The sequence below is a fragment of the Hymenobacter sp. genome, from assembly GCF_036388155.1.
Lineage (GTDB): Bacteria > Bacteroidota > Bacteroidia > Cytophagales > Hymenobacteraceae > Hymenobacter.
In genome coordinates this window covers 35214-51699 of record NZ_DASVSI010000183.1, presented here as the reverse complement: position 1 = coordinate 51699, position 16486 = coordinate 35214, and the positions used below count along the sequence as shown (strand labels likewise).

Below are 16486 nucleotides of genomic sequence, written 5' to 3'. Positions count from 1 at the left end.
TCCAAGCAAAATTAGCGCCCCAAGAAGAAGGTCCGGAACAATTCCAACTCTTCCAGTTCTCGTTGCACATAAGCCATAAAAAAGGACTCACCTACTTGACGCTTTAATACGGAAATCCCAACATCAATTAGGCGCAGGCCCTGCTGGGTAAGGAGGATGTTATCGTAGCGGTCGCCAGGCCGGTTGGAAGGGCGAAGCAGGTTGCGGTGCACAAACCCGGCTGCATGTAATGCCCGCAATTCATCCGTAAAAACGTCAAACCAAATCTCCCGCATTTCCACTTCATAGGCGCGAAAATCAAGTGGATAAATACGCTCCATTACGAGCATATCGGCATTTAGTGACTCGTTAGTTTCCAGCCGAACAAATCGGGCAACTAGCCCATTTACTTCGTTCGCAAAGCCCATTTTCTCCGCTTCGGAGCCGATGTCGGAGCGGGTATCCTCGCCAAATAACTTGCCCACCTCCGTCTCGGAAAGAGCAACGGCTGCGTTATTAGCACCGCGCGAAAGCTGACGTGGGTAACGCTTGGGCTCCATTAATAGACCGGCTGGGTTGGTCAAAAATACGTTCAGCTACTTGCACTTCTCTTTGCGCCGGGTATCGATGATGTGCGCTATTTTCCAGCCGTCGGCCAGCTTCACCAGTTGAAACGAATTGTAGCCGCAGTGACTATAGGTGTCGCCGAAGTAAAACTCGTAAGGCGTCCAGACGCTGGCGAGGTTGGCGTCGATAAGGATTTTGTCGAAGGTGATGCGCTCGTCCCACACTTTGTCGTGGGGCGTACCCACGGCTTTCAGGAAGTCTGCGGGATTTTCGGGACTCAGCTTGACGACCCCGGCGCGGTTGCCAATGGTATGAAATACGGCCCCGGGCGCAATGGTGCGATGCACGGCGGTGCTGTCGCCTTTGCGCATGCCGTCGAAAAACGCCGTGATGGTTTTTTTAACCTCGGCGGTTTCGGCGGAGGTGGTTTGGGCGTGCAGGGCGGTAGCGGGCAGCAGAAGCAGCAGGAGGGGCGTAAGCAGTTTCTTCATGAGGAAAGAATGATAGCCGCTAAAGGTAGCAACCCAGGCAAAACGTTGCGGCCGCAGGCGGAGAACGTGCGCTCCTTAGCTTTGCCAGCGTATGCAAACCGCCACACGCTCCGCAGCCCGTGCCGACCAGTTTCAAACCGACGGGTTTGCGATTGTGCCGAGGCTTTACCAGGATTCGGAAGTAGCCGCCATGCTGCAGTGCCTGGAAGCAGCAACCACGAATGGGGCTAACTTTCGGCGCAGCCAGGACCTGTTTGCCATCCGGGATTTGCTGGGGGAGGTGCCCGCTTTGTGGCCGCTGCTCCATACGCCTGCGTTGCGCTCGCTGCTGGGCGGGCTCTTTCCCGGCGGTTGCCACGTAGTCAAGGCCATTTATTTCGACAAGCCGGCGGGGTCGAACTGGTTGGTGCCCTGGCACCAAGACCTGATGATAAACGTGGACCGCAAAGCAACTGGCTTGCCCGGTTTCGGCCCGTGGACCCGCAAGCCCGAAGGCGTTTCGGTGCAGCCGCCGGTGGGTGTGCTGGAGAACATCTGCACCGTGCGCATTCACCTCGACGACTGCGACGCTAATAACGGCGAGTTGCGCGTGGTGCCCGCTTCACACCGAGGCGGGGTGGTGCTGGCCGCGGGCCAGCCTGAGCTTACGCCCGCCGCCGTGGGGTGCCCGGTGCCGGCCGGCGGGGCCATGCTCATGCGGCCGTTGCTGCTGCACGCGTCGAGCCGCAGCACCAGCGACCGGCCGCGGCGGGTGGTGCACCTTGAGTTTTCTTCCTTCGAATTGCCGGTTGAGCTGCAATGGCGTGAGCGGCATTTCTTTGTCAATTAACCCCGGAGCTTGGGGTAAGACACGGACTTTTTCTGACTGAAAACAGGCGAAAATCTCTGATTTTGACAATCTTTCTGCCCTGGGCTTTGTTACCATAACGAACCAAAACACCCCCTGCCATGAACGGTAAGAACCTCTTTAACTTCGGTCCGGTCCTCGGTTACTACTTCCGCGGCAAAGACCCCAGCCGGAAGACCAACTTCAACATGAAGACCATGCACTTCATCAATAAGCTCAGCTTGGCGATGTTCCTGGTGTGCTTGGTGGTGATGTTGTTTCGCTACGTGCTCTAAGCCTTCGCTTGCCTGATGAACATTGAAGACTTCCGCGATTACTGCCTGCTCAAAGCGGGCGTGACCGAGGAAACTCCGTTTGGTCCGGAAACGCTGGTGTTCAAGGTCGGCGGCAAAGTATTTGCCCTCACCGACATTGACACTTTCGGCAGCATCAACCTGAAGTGCGACCCCGAACGCGCCGTGGAGCTGCGCGAGGCCCACGACTACGTGCTGCCCGGCTACCACATGAATAAAAAACACTGGAACACGGTGCTCATCGGCACCGGTGCCCCGGAAGGTCAGCTACGCGAGTTGATTGACCATTCCTACGACCTGGTGCGCCACTCGCTGCCCAAATCCGTGAAAGCGCAACTCGTGCTGTAGAGACGTATTCTTGCGTCTCGGCGTCTGCACTACTCAAACATCGTTTAGCACCAAGGCGCAAGTAGGCGTCCCTACAAAAAAGCCCCGTTGGGAATCCAGCGGGGCTTTTTTATTTAGGCAACTCTTACTGCCCTACCAGGAACACGGCGTTGCCGAAGAGCAATTTACCGCCCTGCCAGAAGGCCCGGAACAAGGGGTTGTCGCCCAGGAATACCACTTGGCCGCGCCCCAATTCCTGCGTGCCCACCACGAAGGTGTCGGTGAGTTCCCGGCGCGCTTTGGCGCCGATGAAACCGGCCGAGTAGCTGTCCTTTTTGATGACGCCCACGTTCCAACCGCCCTTGCCCATGAAACGGTAGTTCAGTGGGTTGCGAACGAGGGCAAAGTAGGTGTTGCCGTAGCCAAAGGCCAGCGGGTGGGTGTTGTCGAGCTGCACGCGGTACACGCTGCCCTGCACCACTTCTTCGGCTTCTTCGCGCTCGGAGTCGCCGTAGCGGCGCAAGAGCTTGTAGGGGTTGGCGCGCTCGTCTTTGCGAATGGCCACGGAGTCGACGGCTTTGGTTTTGAGCAGGAAGTCTTTCTTGTTGGCGAGGAACTTGGCCGCGCCTTCCAGGGCGATGAGCTTGCCGCCGTCGCGCACCCAGGCTTTGAGGCCTTCTAAGTTGCGGTCGGAGTAAATGTCGGCGTAGCTGCCGTTGGGCAGAATCAGGACGTCGTATTTCTGAAGCGACACGCGGCTGACGTAGTCGCTGCCCAGCACCGTGATGGGGTAGCCCAGCTGCTGTTCAAAGAAGTGCCACACCTCGCCAAAGGCGGTGGCGTCCACGCCGGGGCCGGCCACTACCGCCACGTTGGGCTGCTTCACGAAGTGCACGGTGCTGGAGCCCAGGTCGCGCCCAGAGGTTGAAAAGCCGGACTTGACCGCCGTTACCACGGTGCCAGCCGAGTCGGCCTGGGCCCGCACCAACTGGTCGAACCGGGCGCCCATGCCCTCGTTGCCCGTGCGGGTGATGACCAGGGTGCCGGGGGCGTATTTCTGGCCCTCCGCCTCAAACTCTTTCTCGGCGTAGCGAACCTTCACCTTTTGCTGCAGCAAGCGGCTCAGGAAGCGCATGTCCTGCAGGCTGTTCCAGCGAGCGAGGTAGGCGTAGGGGCGCTCGGCGGGCGCGGCGGCACTGCCGCGCACTATGGCCGGGCTAGGTTTCGGGCCCGAAGCGCTGAGGCGGCCGGGCAGGGCGTAGGCCCTCACGCCGAAAGCATAGGGCAGGGCCCAGGAAGTAATGTCGTAGGTGAGCGAGTCTTCCAGCTGCGGGCGGGGCTCAAACAGCACCTTCACCAGCGTGGACTTGGGCTGGTACATGCTCACGACCAGGTCGCGCGGCTCTACTTGCACCGTTTCGGTCTTGCCGGAGGTGTAGTTGAAGCCCTTGGTCTTGGTCTTCTTGTCGGCGTAGCCGTAGCTGATTTGGTTGCGGTCGAGGTACTGCGTAAAAGCGCGCAATTGGCCGGGGTCGTTGCCGGAGGCCGTGAGCACGTAGGTTTTGTATTCGCCCTGGGGCTTGGTCCGGGCGGTGGTAAAGTAGGATTGGAATTCGCGCAGCAGGTCATCGTGCCGCTCGGCGGTGGCCTGAATGGTGGCGCGGCTGGCCGCGTGGTGGTGGGCAATGCGCTGGCTCAGGGTAAGAGTGTCGCCGTCGTTGCGGGCAAAGGCTACCCCGGCGGGGCCGCCGCCGCCCTGCTCGTAAGTCATGCCGATGGCGCCGTTGAAGGTGGGCCAGGTGTCGCCGTAGGTCGGGGCATACAGGTCGTAGACTTCGCGGGTGAAGTAGAGCCAGTTGTTCTTATCGAAGGCCACCTTGTTGTAGTCGCCCAAGATGTTCTGGAACTTGCGCTGCCAGGGCGTAATGTCGGCGTGAAAGGGCTTGGCCGCCGGCGAGAAATAGTAGGTGTTGTTGGGGCCCATCTCGTGGAAGTCGGCGTGCACGGCGGGCAGCCACTGGTTGTAGAGGGCAATGCGCTGCTTGGATTCCTGCTGGGTTTGCCAGGCCCAGTCGCGGTTCAGGTCGAAGTAGTAGTGGTTGTAGCGGCCGCCGGGCCAGGGCTCGTGGTGCTCCCAGGAGTCCGGCTCGGCGTTGGTCGACTGGCTGCGCACGCGGTTGTACCAGTTGGCGTATCGGTCGCGGCCGTCGGGGTTCACGCAGGGGTCCACGATGACGACGGTGTTTTTGAGCCAGTCCTGCATCTGCTGGTCTTGGGGGTTGGCCAGGTCGTAGAGCACCTGCATCACCGCTTCCGACGACACGGCTTCGTTGCCGTGCACGTTGTAGCTCAGCCAGCACACGGCCGGCTGCTGGCGCTGGCCGGTGCCACTTTCCAGGCCCGCCAGCTTGAGGTTGTTGTGCCGCACGTCTTCGAGACGCGCGAAGTTTTGGGCGCTGGCAATTTGCACCACCTCCAGCGGGCGCCGCTCGTAGGTGCTACCGTAGCGCATCAGCTTCATGCGGCCCGACGAGTGTTCCACAATGTGGTCCACGTAGCGCAGGATTTCGGCGTGGGTCGTGAATTGTGTGCCCAGATTGTAGCCGAGGAACTGAGCAGGAGTTTGCAGGGGGCTGGCGGTGGGAGCGTTTTGAGCTTGGCTGACGAGCGGCAACAGCACCGCGAGCAAGCTAAGTACCCAACTTCTTGTAAAAACTTGCTTGGTACTTAAAAAAGAAGGTGTCATCAAATTGAAATGGATTTATCCTGGCAGGAAATGCCTCTCACACAAAGATGCATCCGTTAGCACTGCTCTGGGACCCAGAAAACGAAAAAGCCCGCTGCAGAAGCAGCGGGCTTTTTAAATTACATGGCCTCGCCAAGGCTACACCACCACGTTCACCATGCGGCCGGGTACCACAATCACCTTCTTGGCCGACTTGCCTTCGCCGAAGCGCGCTAGGAAATCCGACGCCAATACCGCAGTTTCAATCTCCGTGCCGGTGGCCGCGGCGGCAAACTGCATTTGCTCGCGCACCTTGCCATTGATGGCGATGGGGTACACCACGTTGGCCTCCACCAAATATTCCTCGCGGAACTCCGGGTAGCGGGCGCTGCTGATGCTGCCGGCCTCGTGGCCTAGTTCCAACCACAGCTCCTCGGCCAAGTGAGGCGCGTAGGGGGAAAGCAGAATAACCAACGGCTCCAAAATGGCGCGCTTGTGGCAGTTGAGGGCCGTCAGCTCGTTCACGGTTATCATGAACATGCTGACCGAGGTGTTGAAGCTGAATTTCTCAATGTCTTCCTGCACCTTCTGAATAGCCCGGTGCAGGGCTTTCAGCTCGGCCGGCGTGGCGGGCTCGTCGGTCACGGCCAGCGCACCATCTTCGGGATGGAAAAGGCGCCAGAATTTCTTAATAAAGCCACCCACGCCACTAATGCCATTGGTGTTCCAGGGCTTGTACTGCTCCAGCGGGCCGAGGAACATTTCGTAGAGACGCAGGGCATCAGCGCCGTATTTGCCAATCAGCACGTCGGGATTAACGACGTTGTATTTGGACTTCGACATTTTCTCGATTTCGACACCGCAGATATAATTGCCTTCCTTATTAAGGATAAGAATTGCGTCGCTTAAGTCGTCCCGCCATTTACGAAACGCTATTTGGTCTAGAATGTCATTTTCAACAATATTGACATCTACATGCCAAGGATGAAATGGGTCGAATTTAACAGCCGATATTGCTATACCAATTTCTGGGTTTGCTAAATTGATTTCATCAACGGCTTTGTTAAACTGGCTGAAAACAAAATCTTCAATAACAGTTTTTTCTTGTTTAGAAGCAGACTTATATTGTAGTACCAAGTCATGGGAGATAAACACTTGTGGGAAAGTGAAATCTACGCCATGAGTTTTGTGCCAAGTGAAGTCAAGGCGGTACACGAAATTCGACCGCCCCAAAATCATCCCCTGGTTAATCAGTTTCTGGAACGGCTCAGTGGCGCTGACGAAGCCCAAGTCTTTCAGGAACAGATACCAGAAGCGGGCGTAGAGCAAGTGGCCAGTGGCGTGCTCGGCGCCGCCCATGTAGAGGTCCACCGTGCCCCAGTATTTTTCGGCCTCCTCCGATACGAAGCGGGCTTCGTTGGTGGGGTCCATGTAGCGCAGGTAGTACCACGACGAGCCCGCCCAGCCGGGCATGGTGCTCAACTCATAAGGGTACTGGCCGCGGTAGAGCCAGTTTTGGGCGCGGCCGAGGGGCGGCTCACCGGTTTCGGTGGGCTTGTACTCATCAATTTCGGGCAGCACCAGCGGCAAGTCGCTTTCGGCGATGCCGTAGGCCGTTCCATCCTTGTAGTAAATCGGAATGGGCTCGCCCCAGTAGCGCTGACGGCCAAAAATGGCGTCGCGCAGGCGGTAGGTAACTTTAGCTTCGCCAGTACCCGTTGCATCAAGGGTTCCTAATAGTTGTTCGGTGGCCTCTTTGTAGGTCAAACCGTTGATGTCACCTGAGTTGACATAGTGTCCCTCTTTCGTAGGGTCGGCTTGCTTGTCAAGGTCTTTCTGCGCGTCGGAAATTTGCACAATGGGCAACCCAAAGTGCGTAGCAAAAAGCCAGTCTCGCTGGTCACCACTTGGTACGGCCATCACGGCACCGGTACCGTAGCCAGCCAGCACATAGTCAGCCGTCCAAACCGGAATGTCTTTTTCCGTGAACGGGTTGCGGGCGTAAAAGCCGGTGAAAGCACCCGTTATGGTTTTGGCATCGGCCTGTCGGTCGCGTTCCGAACGGTTTTTGGCTTGCTCAACGTAGCTCTGAAGGTTGCGCCAAGTGGTTTCTCCCTCCGGATTGGCTGTGTTGATTTCGTAGGCACGCTGGCCCAACTGCAGGGTAAGCGGGTGCTCGGGGGCCAATACCAGAAAAGTCGCACCGTAAATGGTGTCGACGCGGGTAGTAAAAACCTCGATGTGTTCGGGCTGCTGGTGCCGAACCACGAAAGACGCGCTTTCCTCATCCAAGAAAACTGGAAACCGCACGCTAGCTCCAACGGAACGGCCAATCCAGTTACGCTGCATTTCCTTCACCGCGTCGGGCCAGTCCAGGTTGTCCAGGCCCTGCAACAGGCGGTCGGCGTAGGCCGTGATGCGTAGGTTCCACTGGGGCATGAGGCGGCGCTCGACGGGGAAGCCGCCGCGCTCCGAAAGGCCGTCCTTTACTTCGTCGTTCGAGAGCACCGTGCCTAGGCCAGCGCACCAGTTCACGTACGTGTCTTGCTGGTAGGCCAAGCGGTAGGGGTGGACCGCCGCCAGTTTTTGCTGCTCGGTAAATAGCTGCCATTGGCCGGCGGTAAACACCTGGCGCTCGTCGGCGTCGCCGGCGGCGTTGATGCCTTCGCTGCCGCGCTCGGCAAAATGGGCCGTAAGGGCGGTCAGCGGCTCGGCGCGGTTGGTGTCGAGGTTGTACCAGGAGTTAAACAGCTTGAGGAAAATCCACTGCGTCCACTTGTAGTAGCTGGCGTCGGAAGTACGGATTTCCCGCTCCCAGTCGTAGCTGAACCCCAAGCTGCTGAGCTGCTTGATGTAGGTGTCGATGTTTTTCTCCGTGGTCAGGGCCGGGTGCTGGCCCGTCTGGATGGCGTACTGCTCGGCGGGCAGGCCGAAGGAGTCGAAACCCATGGGATGCAGCACGTTAAACCCTTGCAGGCGCTTGTAGCGCGACACGATATCGGAGGCGATGTAGCCCAGCGGATGCCCCACGTGCAAGCCCGCCCCGGAGGGGTAGGGGAACATGTCAAGCACGTAGTACTTAGGCTTTTCGGAGTTGTTCTGGGCTCGGAAGGTGCTGTGCTCTTTCCAGTGGGCCTGCCACTTCTTTTCGATTTCTTCGGGGCGGTATGCGGGCATCTTGCGCGGAGTTTATTCCAGACAAAGGTAAGGGCCGGCATTTTGGCTGTTTTCCCAAATTGCATGGGCCCGATTCGCAAGTAGCTTTGCTCCACTGTGCGGTTGTCTCCCGCCACCACGGCGTTCATTTCGGCTTCGGCAGAAACGAACGAAGCCCGTGGTTGGCAGACCACGGGCTTCAAGTGGGTGATTTGTTCATCCTCAAACCTTGAAAACCATGAGGAACAAACCAAACAGCGGCGATGATTACGTGGTAATCGTCGTCAGGCTCCCGGTGAGGCTGCTTGCGCAGCTTGGCCGGTGGCTGGTGTTGGCCGCCGCCACATACGTGGTGCTGCAACACTAACCGTAGCCAGCAGGAGGGACGCAAGTCCTTCCTGCCTTGGGCTGTAACTGTGCTCAGCCGCCGGAAGTTGCGCAAAGATGCGAAGTTTTCGAGAAAGTAGGGTGCCGTAGCGCGAACTTTGTAGTTCGCGTCCCCGCGCCGTTCGGTTGTCGTTCGGGCATCCGCCGGGGACGCGAACTACAACCGCAGGTCAGCGCAGCTAAAGTTCGCGCTACTGTCGTGCGGCTTTCCGTATTGTTGCTATGGCCCGCATTCCCAAAGAGTTAGTTGACCACATCATCCAGACCGCCGACATCGTAGAAGTCGTCGGCGACTTTGTGCAACTCAAGCGCAAGGGGCAAAATCTGTGGGCGCCCTGCCCGTTTCACAACGAAAAGTCCCCGTCGTTTTCGGTAAACCCGGCCAAGTCGCTCTACAAGTGCTTCGGCTGTGGCAAGGCCGGCGGCGTGGTGCAGTTCGTGATGGACGTGGAGGGCACCAGCTACGTCGAGGCCTTGAAATACCTGGCCAAGAAGTACGCCATCGAGATTCAGGAGGAGGAAAAGACGCCCCAGCAGCAGCTGGAGCAGAACGAGCGGGACTCGCAGTTCATCGTTTCCGACTTCGCCAAAAGCCACTACCACCGCCTGCTGCTAAACTCGGAAGAGGGCATGAGCATCGGCTACGGCTACCTCAAGGAGCGCGGCCTGAACCTGAGCACCATCCAAACCTTCGAGCTGGGTTACTCGCTCGACAGCTGGGACGACCTGATGAAGACCGCCGAAACGGCCGGCTACCAAAAGAAGTACCTGGAAAAAACCGGCCTCATCGTCACCAAAACCGACGACCAAGGGCACGACACGGGCCGGCGCTACGACCGGTTCCGGGGCCGGGTGATGTTCCCGATTCACAACATCAGCGGCCGGGTGGTGGGCTTCGGGGCGCGCACCCTGAAGCGCGACGACAAGATGGCGAAGTACCTCAACTCGCCCGAGTCGGACATTTATCACAAGTCCGACGTGCTGTACGGGCTGTTTCAGGCCCGCCAGGCCATCCGCACGCAGGAGGTTTGCTACCTGGTGGAAGGCTACCTCGACGTGCTGAGCCTGTACCAGGGCGGCATCAAAAATGTGGTGGCCTCGTCGGGCACCTCGCTCACGGAGGGCCAAATCCGCCTCATCAAACGGTATTCTGACAACGTGACGGTGCTGTACGACGGCGACGCGGCCGGCATCAAGGCCTCGCTGCGCGGCACGGATTTGCTGCTCGAAGGCGGCCTGAACGTGCGCGTGGTGCTGTTTCCGGACGGCGACGACCCGGACTCCTACATCCGCAAAGTGGGCGACCAACGCTTCACCGAGTACATCGAAACCAAAAGCCAGGACTTCATCTCCTTCAAAACCACGCTGGTGGCCCGCGAGGCCAGCAACGACCCCGTGAAAAAGGCCGAGGCCATTCGCGACGTGCTACACAGCATCGCCAAAGTGCCCGACGCCATCAAGCGCCAGGTGTTTTTGCAGCAAACTTCGGGCACGTTTGGCATCGACGAGCAGGTGCTCATCACCGAATACAACAAGTTGGTGAAGTCGCCGGCCAAGGCGGCCGGCGGGGGCAACGCGGGCAACTACGGCAGCGGTGCTGGCAGCGCCAACACGGGCTTTCCGCCCAGCAACCGCAGCACTCCTCCCGCAGTCGCGCGCCCATTGTCCGACGAGGAAGAGGCCGAAATGCTGATGTACGGCGGCGCTGAAGCGGCTGCCGAAATCCAAGCGGGCAATGCGTTTTCGGGTGCTGTCGCCAAATCGAATGCCGAAGAGGAAGAAGAGACGCCCGACATGCTCAAGGTGTGCGAGCGGGAAGTGCTGCGCCTGCTGGTGCTCTACGCCGGCCGGGAGGTAGACCCTGAAATCAGCGTGGCCGCTTACCTGATTGGCCAGCTGGGCGAAAACCCGCTTCAAACGCCGCTTTACGCCGAAATGTGGGAAATCTGCCGCCAGGAGCTGCTGGCTGGTCGCTTCCCGGAAGCGCGGCTACTGGCCCAAAACGAGCGCGCCGACATTCGCAACCTGATTACGGACCTGGCCACCGAGCGCTACGAAATCAGCCCGAACTGGCGCACCAAGGAAATCTACGTTTTCAACGAAGTCGACCTGCCCAAGCTGGCCTGCGACAACGCCGTGCTGCGCCTCAACAAAGTGCACGTGCAGCGCGAGCTCGACCAGTGCCTTGAGCGCCTGCGCCACCCGCTGGAAGACGCCGAAATGTTTGAAATCCTGGGCGACATCAAACGCCTCAAAGAGCTGGACAACGAGCTGGGCGCGCTGCTTGGCACGGTGGTGGGGCGCAGCGCCTGATTGCATTTGATATGGAAGCTGTTTGGTATGTCTCTTGCCGGTCCGACGCCCTAAGCATCCGACGGGTTGTTGGTCACCGGCCGTCGGCGTATCGTGTGGGCGACAACCGGTCGGACGCCTAGGGCGTCGGACCGGGCGGTGCCGATTTGCTAAATACTACGGCAATGCTGAAGAAATTTGAGGCCGGGATACAGCAGAATGATAAATGTTAACTGTTAAATGACCTCATGCTCAAACACGCCAACTTCAACCGAATAATCCTGGCGGTTTTTCTGATTGTTCTAAGCTTGGTCATTGGCATGGTGGGCTTTACGACCATCGAAGGCTACGACCCCGGCGACGCGTTTTACATGACGGTCATCACCGTGTCCTCGGTGGGCTTTGGGGCCTTGCACCCGCTGTCGGAAGTCGGCCGCACATTCGTGTCTTATTTCATTCTTTTCAACCTGGTGGTGGTGGCCTACCTCGTGTCGATACTGTCCACCTTTATCTTTGACGGGGAGCTGCGTAAACTTTTCAAAATGTATCGGGTCGACCAAGAAATAAAGCGGTTTAGCGGACACGTTATTTTGTGCGGCTTTGGCCGCAACGGCCGCAAAGCCCACCACGACCTGGTGCAGAACGGGGCCCGCGTGGTGGTCATCGAGCAAGACGAGCAGCTGGTGAAGAACCTCAACGAAGGGCGTGCCGGTGAGGACGAGGGCGAAAACCCCCGCAATGGCCGCATCATCACCATCATCGGCGACGCGACCAACGACTCGGTGCTGCAGCAGGCTGGCGTCGCGCGCGCCTCGGCGCTCATCACGGCGCTTCCCAAAGACGCGGACAACGTTTTCGTGGCCCTGTCGGCCCGCGCCCTCAACCCCCACCTGAACATCATTGCGCGGGCGTCTTATAAAACGTCGGAAAGCAAGCTGATTTCGGCCGGGGCCAACTCGGTGGTCATGCCCGACGAAATTGGGGGCTCGCACATGGCCAACTTGGTGGTGCGCCCCGAGGTAATCCGCTTTCTGGACCTCATATCGGGCCTGAGTGCCGACAAGCTGCGGCTGGAGGAACTGTCGTACGGCCAAATGCGCCACGACCGGCAGAGGCAAAGCATCCGCGAACTGGACATTCGGTCTCGCACCGGGGCCACCATCATTGGCCTGCGCCAGCACGACGGCACGTTGCTGGTGAGCCCGTCGGCCGACTACGTGCCCGCCACGGGCGACGTGCTGCTCGTGTTGGGCAGCGAAGCCCAGATTGAAAGCTTCGAAGTGCAATACCGACAGCTGTAATACATTTAATCAGTAACAGTTATCAGTGAACACGCCTACGGCTTTCATGTAGCGCCACTTGCGCCAGCTGAAAGACTGTTAACTGTTAATTGATGAGTGTTAAATGACTCATGCACATCCTCCAACTCTGTCCGCGCGTCCCCTTTCCGCCCCACGACGGCGGGGCCATCGCCATGTACGACGTCGCGGCGGGACTCGTCCGGGCCGGCCACCGCGTGACGCTGCTGGCCATCAACACGCCCAAGCACCGCCAGCCCGCCGACGCCCTGGCCCATTTAGGCCCCAATCTGCAATTGGTGTTGGTGGAGGTGGACACCAACATCTCCGCGCCCAAAGCCCTGAAAAACTTCCTCTTCAGCCGCCAGCCCTACAACGTGGAGCGCTTCATTAGCCCGGTGGTGGAGGCAAAGCTGCTGGAAATTCTGCGAACCGAGCAAGTCGACATCGTGCAGATGGAAGGCACCTTCGTGGCCTGGTACGCCGAGGTGCTGGGCCGGCAGCATCGCTCCGATTTTCGGGTGCCGCCGCTGGTGCTGCGCGCCCACAACGTGGAGTACAGCATTTGGAAGATGTTAGCAGGGCGTGAAACCAACCTGTTGAAGAGACTTTTTCTTAAAACGATGGCCGAGCGGCTCGAAAATTTCGAGCGGCGCTACCTGCGCCAGTTCGACGCCGTGGCCGCCATCACCGAAGCCGACGCCGACCGCCTGCGCGCCCTGCACTGCCCCGAACCGGTGGTGTTCGTTCCGGCCGGGGTGGAGCTGGGCCGCGTGCAGCCGGACCCCGCCATCCAGGCCAAGCCGCGCACCCTGTTCATGATTGGCTCGCTCGACTGGCTGCCCAACCAGGAAGGAGTGGAGTGGCTGTTGGCCGAAGTATGGCCCGCTTTTCACGCCGAATTTCCGGAAGTGGAGTTGCACATTGCCGGCCGCAACGCGCCCGCCCACTTGCTGAACCTAAAAGCCGACAATGTATTCATGCACGGCTTCGTGGAGTCGGCCCCGGCCTTCATGCAGCACTACGAGCTGATGCTGGTGCCCCTGCTCAGCGGCGGCGGCATGCGGGTCAAAATCATCGAGGGCATGGCGTTGGGCAAAGCCATTCTCAGCACCCGTCTCGGGGCCGAAGGCATTGCCGCGCGTGACGGCCACGACATTCTGGTGCGCGATTCCGCAGCTGAGTGGGTGGCGCTGCTGCGAAGCTGGGCGCGCGGCGAGATTGCCGTGGCCGAAATAGGGGCGCAAGCGGCCCAGACCGCCATCGACGTGTACGATAACCACCGGGTGGTGCAGCGATTTGTGGGCTTGTATGAGCAGCTTCTCCTGCCGGCCCCGGCCGGAACCCCAGCCCACTCGCCGCCTGCATGAAGCTACTCGTGCTCCTTTCGCGTTTCCCGTACCCGCTCGACAAAGGCGACAAGCTGCGCGCGTACCACCAGCTGCGGTACTTGGCCGAGCGCCACGAAATCTGCCTGTTTGCGCTTTCCGACGAAGAAGTCTCGGCCGAAGGAACGGCGTTGGTAGCGCCCCTGTGCCGGGGCGGGCTCGTGGTGCACCGGCTGCACCGGCCCGGCATTGCGGTCAACATGGCCCGGGCGCTGGCCACGGGCCGTCCGTTGCAGGTGGGGTATTTTCACGATGTCCGGGCCCAGCAGCAGGTCGAGACGCTGCTGCGCAATTTCCAGCCCGACCACGTGTACTGCCAGCTCATCCGCATGGCCGAATACCTCCGGCCCCACGTGGGCCAATTGCCCATGACGCTGGACTACATGGACGTTTTCTCGGCTGGCATGGTGCGCCGGGCCACGCAGGCGCCCTTTTGGCAGCGGCCCGTGCTGGCGCTGGAAGCCCAGCGCTTGCTCAGCTACGAAGCCGAAGCCTTCGGCTGGTTCCGGCACCGCACCATCATCAGCGACCAGGACCGGCAGCTCATTCAGCACCCTCAGCGCGACCAGATTCACATTGTCCTCAACGGCATCGATACGGACTTTTTCCGGCCGCAGCCCACCGCGGTCAAGGAGTTTGATGTGTTGTTCTGCGGCAACATGAGCTACCATCCCAACGTGGACGCGGCGGCTTTTTTGGCCGAGGAGATTATGCCCCTGGTGCGCGAGCACCACCCCGCAGCCCGGCTGCTGGTGGCGGGTACCACGCCTTCGGCCCGGGTGCTGGCCTTGGCGTCGGCCCACGTGGTGGTAAGCGGCTGGGTGCCCGACATTCGTTCGGCGTATGCGGGTGCCCGGGTGTTTGTGGCGCCCATGCGCGTGGGCACGGGCCTGCAAAACAAGCTGCTCGAAGCCATGGCCATGCACTTGCCCTGCGTGACCACGCCGCTGGCCAACAACGCCCTGGGCGGCACGCACGGCGCCGAGTTGCTGGTAGCTGAAACGGCTGCGGCCCTGGCCGCAGCCATCACCGGGCTGCTGCATGATGCCGCACAAGCCCAAGCGTTAGCCGCCCGGGGGCATGAGTTTGTGAAAACTCGTTACAACTGGGCCGGCGCTACGGCCCGGCTGGAGGCGCTCTTCGGCTAGGGCCCGCACGGGGAGCTAACTTTGCGTCGGCCGTAGTTGTTATGGCTCGAAATACCCATCCCATGCTCGATACTATCGAATCCGCCATTGCCGATATCCGCGCTGGCAAGGTGGTCATCGTCGTCGACGACGAAGACCGTGAAAACGAAGGCGACTTCATTTGCGCCGCGCAGTGCGCCACGCCCGAAATCATCAACTTTATGGCCACCCACGGCCGCGGCCTGGTATGTGCGTCCTTGCCCGAGCAGCGTTGCGAAGAGCTGGGCCTCGACCTGATGGTGGGCCACAACACGGCCCTGCACGCCACGCCGTTTACCGTGTCGGTCGACTTGCTCAAGAACGGCGTGACCACCGGCATCTCGGCCTCCGACCGCAGCAAGACCATTCTGGCCCTCATCGACCCCGCCACCAAGCCCGAAGAACTGGGCAAGCCGGGGCACATCTTCCCCCTCAAAGCGCGCAAGGAAGGTGTGCTGCGGCGGGCCGGCCACACCGAAGCGGCCGTGGACCTGGCCCGGCTGGCCGGTTTCGAGCCGGCAGGGGTGCTGGTGGAAATCCTGAAGGAAGACGGCGAAATGGCCCGGCTGCCCGACCTGGAAATCGTGGCCCGCAAGTGGGGTTTGAAGCTCATCTCGGTGCAGGACCTCATCAAGTACCGCCTCGACCACGAAAGCCTCATTCACCGCGAAATCTCGGTGCGAATGCCCACCGAAGACGGCGACTTTGACTTGTACGCCTACACGCAGCGCTCCAACGGCGCCAAGCATTTGGCTTTGGTAAAGGGTGACATCAGCGGACCCGAGCCGGTGCTGGTGCGGGTGCACAGCTCCTGCGTGACCGGCGACATCTTCGGCTCGTGCCGCTGCGACTGCGGCCCCCAGTTGCGCCAGGCCATGCGGCAAATTGAGCGCGAAGGCCGCGGCGTGGTCGTGTACATGAACCAGGAGGGCCGCGGCATTGGCTTGCTCAATAAGCTCAAAGCCTACAAACTCCAGGAGCAGGGCCGCGACACCGTGCAAGCCAATGAAGAGCTGGGCTTCAAGAGCGACGAGCGCGACTACGGCGTAGGCGCCTCCATCCTGCGCGACCTGGGCATCACGGAAATGCGCCTGCTCACCAACAACCCTCGTAAGCGCACCGGCCTCGTGGCCTACGGCCTGACCATCGTGGACACCTTGCCCATTGAAATCACCTCCAACCCCCACAACGAAGTGTATTTGGCCACCAAGCGCGACAAGCTGGGCCACGAAATCATGCGCAAAGTGCCCAGCGACGCTCCAGAAGCGGCGTAAGCGTAAATAGTCATTGCGAGCGCAACGAAGTAATTCGTCCCGTTCTCAGCGACTAGTCCCAAGATGTAAAAAGCCCCGACTCAGAGTAGAGTCGGGGCTTTTTTGTGTTAAGTCATTATGTATAAGAGAGCTTTTCGCTGTGCGCGCAATAACAGCTGTTGGCCCAAATTTCTATGCCCGGGCCAATTGCTGGCCCTTCTGCAACGCGCTGCTCCTGGTTTCACGTTTTTGAAGCAGGCATTGAATAACGTGTCTTGTAATTCTTAGTCAAGTGAATCAAAGGCGTCGGGTCAATG

The 16486-nt window shown here is 59.8% G+C and carries 13 protein-coding genes; 9 read left to right on the top strand and 4 right to left on the bottom strand.

Annotated elements, in window-relative coordinates:
- Nucleotides 1-11 precede the first annotated feature (11 nt).
- Together VF629_RS25645 and VF629_RS25640 are read right to left on the bottom strand one after the other, a co-directional pair.
- Complete coding sequence (locus VF629_RS25645; RefSeq protein ID WP_331061373.1) at nt 12-563, bottom strand: hypothetical protein; 552 nt, start codon at nt 561-563, stop codon at nt 12-14.
- 12 nt (nt 564-575) lie between these two features.
- On the bottom strand, nt 576-1037 hold the full coding sequence (locus VF629_RS25640) for a nuclear transport factor 2 family protein (RefSeq protein WP_331061372.1): 462 nt from the start codon (nt 1035-1037) through the stop codon (nt 576-578).
- Nucleotides 1038-1128: 91 nt separating this feature from the next.
- Between VF629_RS25640 and VF629_RS25635 the strand changes: the two genes are divergently transcribed.
- The 3 genes from VF629_RS25635 (at nt 1129) to VF629_RS25625 (ending at nt 2525) form a co-directional block, all read left to right on the top strand.
- Complete coding sequence (locus tag VF629_RS25635) at nt 1129-1866, top strand: phytanoyl-CoA dioxygenase family protein (protein WP_331061371.1); 738 nt, start codon at nt 1129-1131, stop codon at nt 1864-1866.
- A 119-nt stretch (nt 1867-1985) separates the two neighbouring features.
- Nucleotides 1986-2159: a DUF6728 family protein gene (locus tag VF629_RS25630; RefSeq protein ID WP_331061370.1), complete on the top strand. Its 174-nt coding sequence runs from the start codon at nt 1986-1988 to the stop codon at nt 2157-2159.
- 15 nt (nt 2160-2174) lie between these two features.
- Nucleotides 2175-2525, top strand: a complete 351-nt coding sequence (locus VF629_RS25625; protein ID WP_331061369.1) for an MmcQ/YjbR family DNA-binding protein — start codon at nt 2175-2177, stop codon at nt 2523-2525.
- A 124-nt stretch (nt 2526-2649) separates the two neighbouring features.
- Here the strand turns inward: VF629_RS25625 and VF629_RS25620 are convergent, their stop codons facing one another.
- Nucleotides 2650-5184 (bottom strand): M14 family metallopeptidase, encoded by a 2535-nt coding sequence (locus VF629_RS25620; protein WP_331061368.1) that lies wholly within the window; start codon nt 5182-5184, stop codon nt 2650-2652.
- 204 nt (nt 5185-5388) lie between these two features.
- Nucleotides 5389-8406 carry a leucine--tRNA ligase gene (locus VF629_RS25615; protein ID WP_331061367.1) on the bottom strand — a complete coding sequence of 1006 codons (3018 nt, stop codon included), beginning with the start codon at nt 8404-8406 and terminating at the stop codon, nt 5389-5391.
- A gap of 217 nt (nt 8407-8623) precedes the next feature.
- On the opposite strand from VF629_RS25615, the gene VF629_RS25610 reads away from it, so the two are divergent.
- The 6 genes from VF629_RS25610 to VF629_RS25585 all read left to right on the top strand — a co-directional run bounded on the left by VF629_RS25610 (nt 8624) and on the right by VF629_RS25585 (nt 16190).
- The gene (locus VF629_RS25610; RefSeq protein WP_331061366.1) at nt 8624-8752 is read left to right on the top strand and encodes a hypothetical protein; all 129 of its coding nucleotides are present in this window, start codon (nt 8624-8626) and stop codon (nt 8750-8752) included.
- A gap of 242 nt (nt 8753-8994) precedes the next feature.
- The gene (dnaG, locus tag VF629_RS25605; RefSeq protein WP_331061365.1) at nt 8995-11085 is read left to right on the top strand and encodes a DNA primase; all 2091 of its coding nucleotides are present in this window, start codon (nt 8995-8997) and stop codon (nt 11083-11085) included.
- Nucleotides 11086-11312: 227 nt separating this feature from the next.
- Nucleotides 11313-12365: a potassium channel family protein gene (locus VF629_RS25600; RefSeq protein ID WP_331061364.1), complete on the top strand. Its 1053-nt coding sequence runs from the start codon at nt 11313-11315 to the stop codon at nt 12363-12365.
- A 110-nt stretch (nt 12366-12475) separates the two neighbouring features.
- Complete coding sequence (locus VF629_RS25595; RefSeq protein ID WP_331061363.1) at nt 12476-13732, top strand: glycosyltransferase family 4 protein; 1257 nt, start codon at nt 12476-12478, stop codon at nt 13730-13732.
- Nucleotides 13729-14898, top strand: coding sequence for a glycosyltransferase (locus tag VF629_RS25590; protein WP_331061362.1), 1170 nt, complete (start codon nt 13729-13731; stop codon nt 14896-14898). Before VF629_RS25595 ends, VF629_RS25590 begins: the two co-directional genes overlap by 4 nt.
- 62 nt (nt 14899-14960) lie before the next feature.
- Nucleotides 14961-16190 carry a bifunctional 3,4-dihydroxy-2-butanone-4-phosphate synthase/GTP cyclohydrolase II gene (locus VF629_RS25585; protein ID WP_331061361.1) on the top strand — a complete coding sequence of 410 codons (1230 nt, stop codon included), beginning with the start codon at nt 14961-14963 and terminating at the stop codon, nt 16188-16190.
- The last annotated feature ends 296 nt before the right edge of the window (nt 16191-16486 follow it).

Excerpts from the sequence above, each read along its gene's own strand:
- VF629_RS25640 (WP_331061372.1), bottom strand. The coding sequence starts at position 1,037 with ATGAAGAAACTGCTTACGCCCCTCCTGCTGCTTCTGCTGCCCGCTACC.
- VF629_RS25635 (WP_331061371.1), top strand. The coding sequence starts at position 1,129 with ATGCAAACCGCCACACGCTCCGCAGCCCGTGCCGACCAGTTTCAAACC.
- VF629_RS25630 (WP_331061370.1), top strand. The coding sequence starts at position 1,986 with ATGAACGGTAAGAACCTCTTTAACTTCGGTCCGGTCCTCGGTTACTAC.
- VF629_RS25625 (WP_331061369.1), top strand. The coding sequence starts at position 2,175 with ATGAACATTGAAGACTTCCGCGATTACTGCCTGCTCAAAGCGGGCGTG.
- VF629_RS25615 (WP_331061367.1), bottom strand. The coding sequence starts at position 8,406 with ATGCCCGCATACCGCCCCGAAGAAATCGAAAAGAAGTGGCAGGCCCAC.
- VF629_RS25610 (WP_331061366.1), top strand. The coding sequence starts at position 8,624 with ATGAGGAACAAACCAAACAGCGGCGATGATTACGTGGTAATCGTCGTC.
- dnaG (WP_331061365.1), top strand. The coding sequence starts at position 8,995 with ATGGCCCGCATTCCCAAAGAGTTAGTTGACCACATCATCCAGACCGCC.
- VF629_RS25600 (WP_331061364.1), top strand. The coding sequence starts at position 11,313 with ATGCTCAAACACGCCAACTTCAACCGAATAATCCTGGCGGTTTTTCTG.
- VF629_RS25595 (WP_331061363.1), top strand. The coding sequence starts at position 12,476 with ATGCACATCCTCCAACTCTGTCCGCGCGTCCCCTTTCCGCCCCACGAC.
- VF629_RS25590 (WP_331061362.1), top strand. The coding sequence starts at position 13,729 with ATGAAGCTACTCGTGCTCCTTTCGCGTTTCCCGTACCCGCTCGACAAA.
- VF629_RS25585 (WP_331061361.1), top strand. The coding sequence starts at position 14,961 with ATGCTCGATACTATCGAATCCGCCATTGCCGATATCCGCGCTGGCAAG.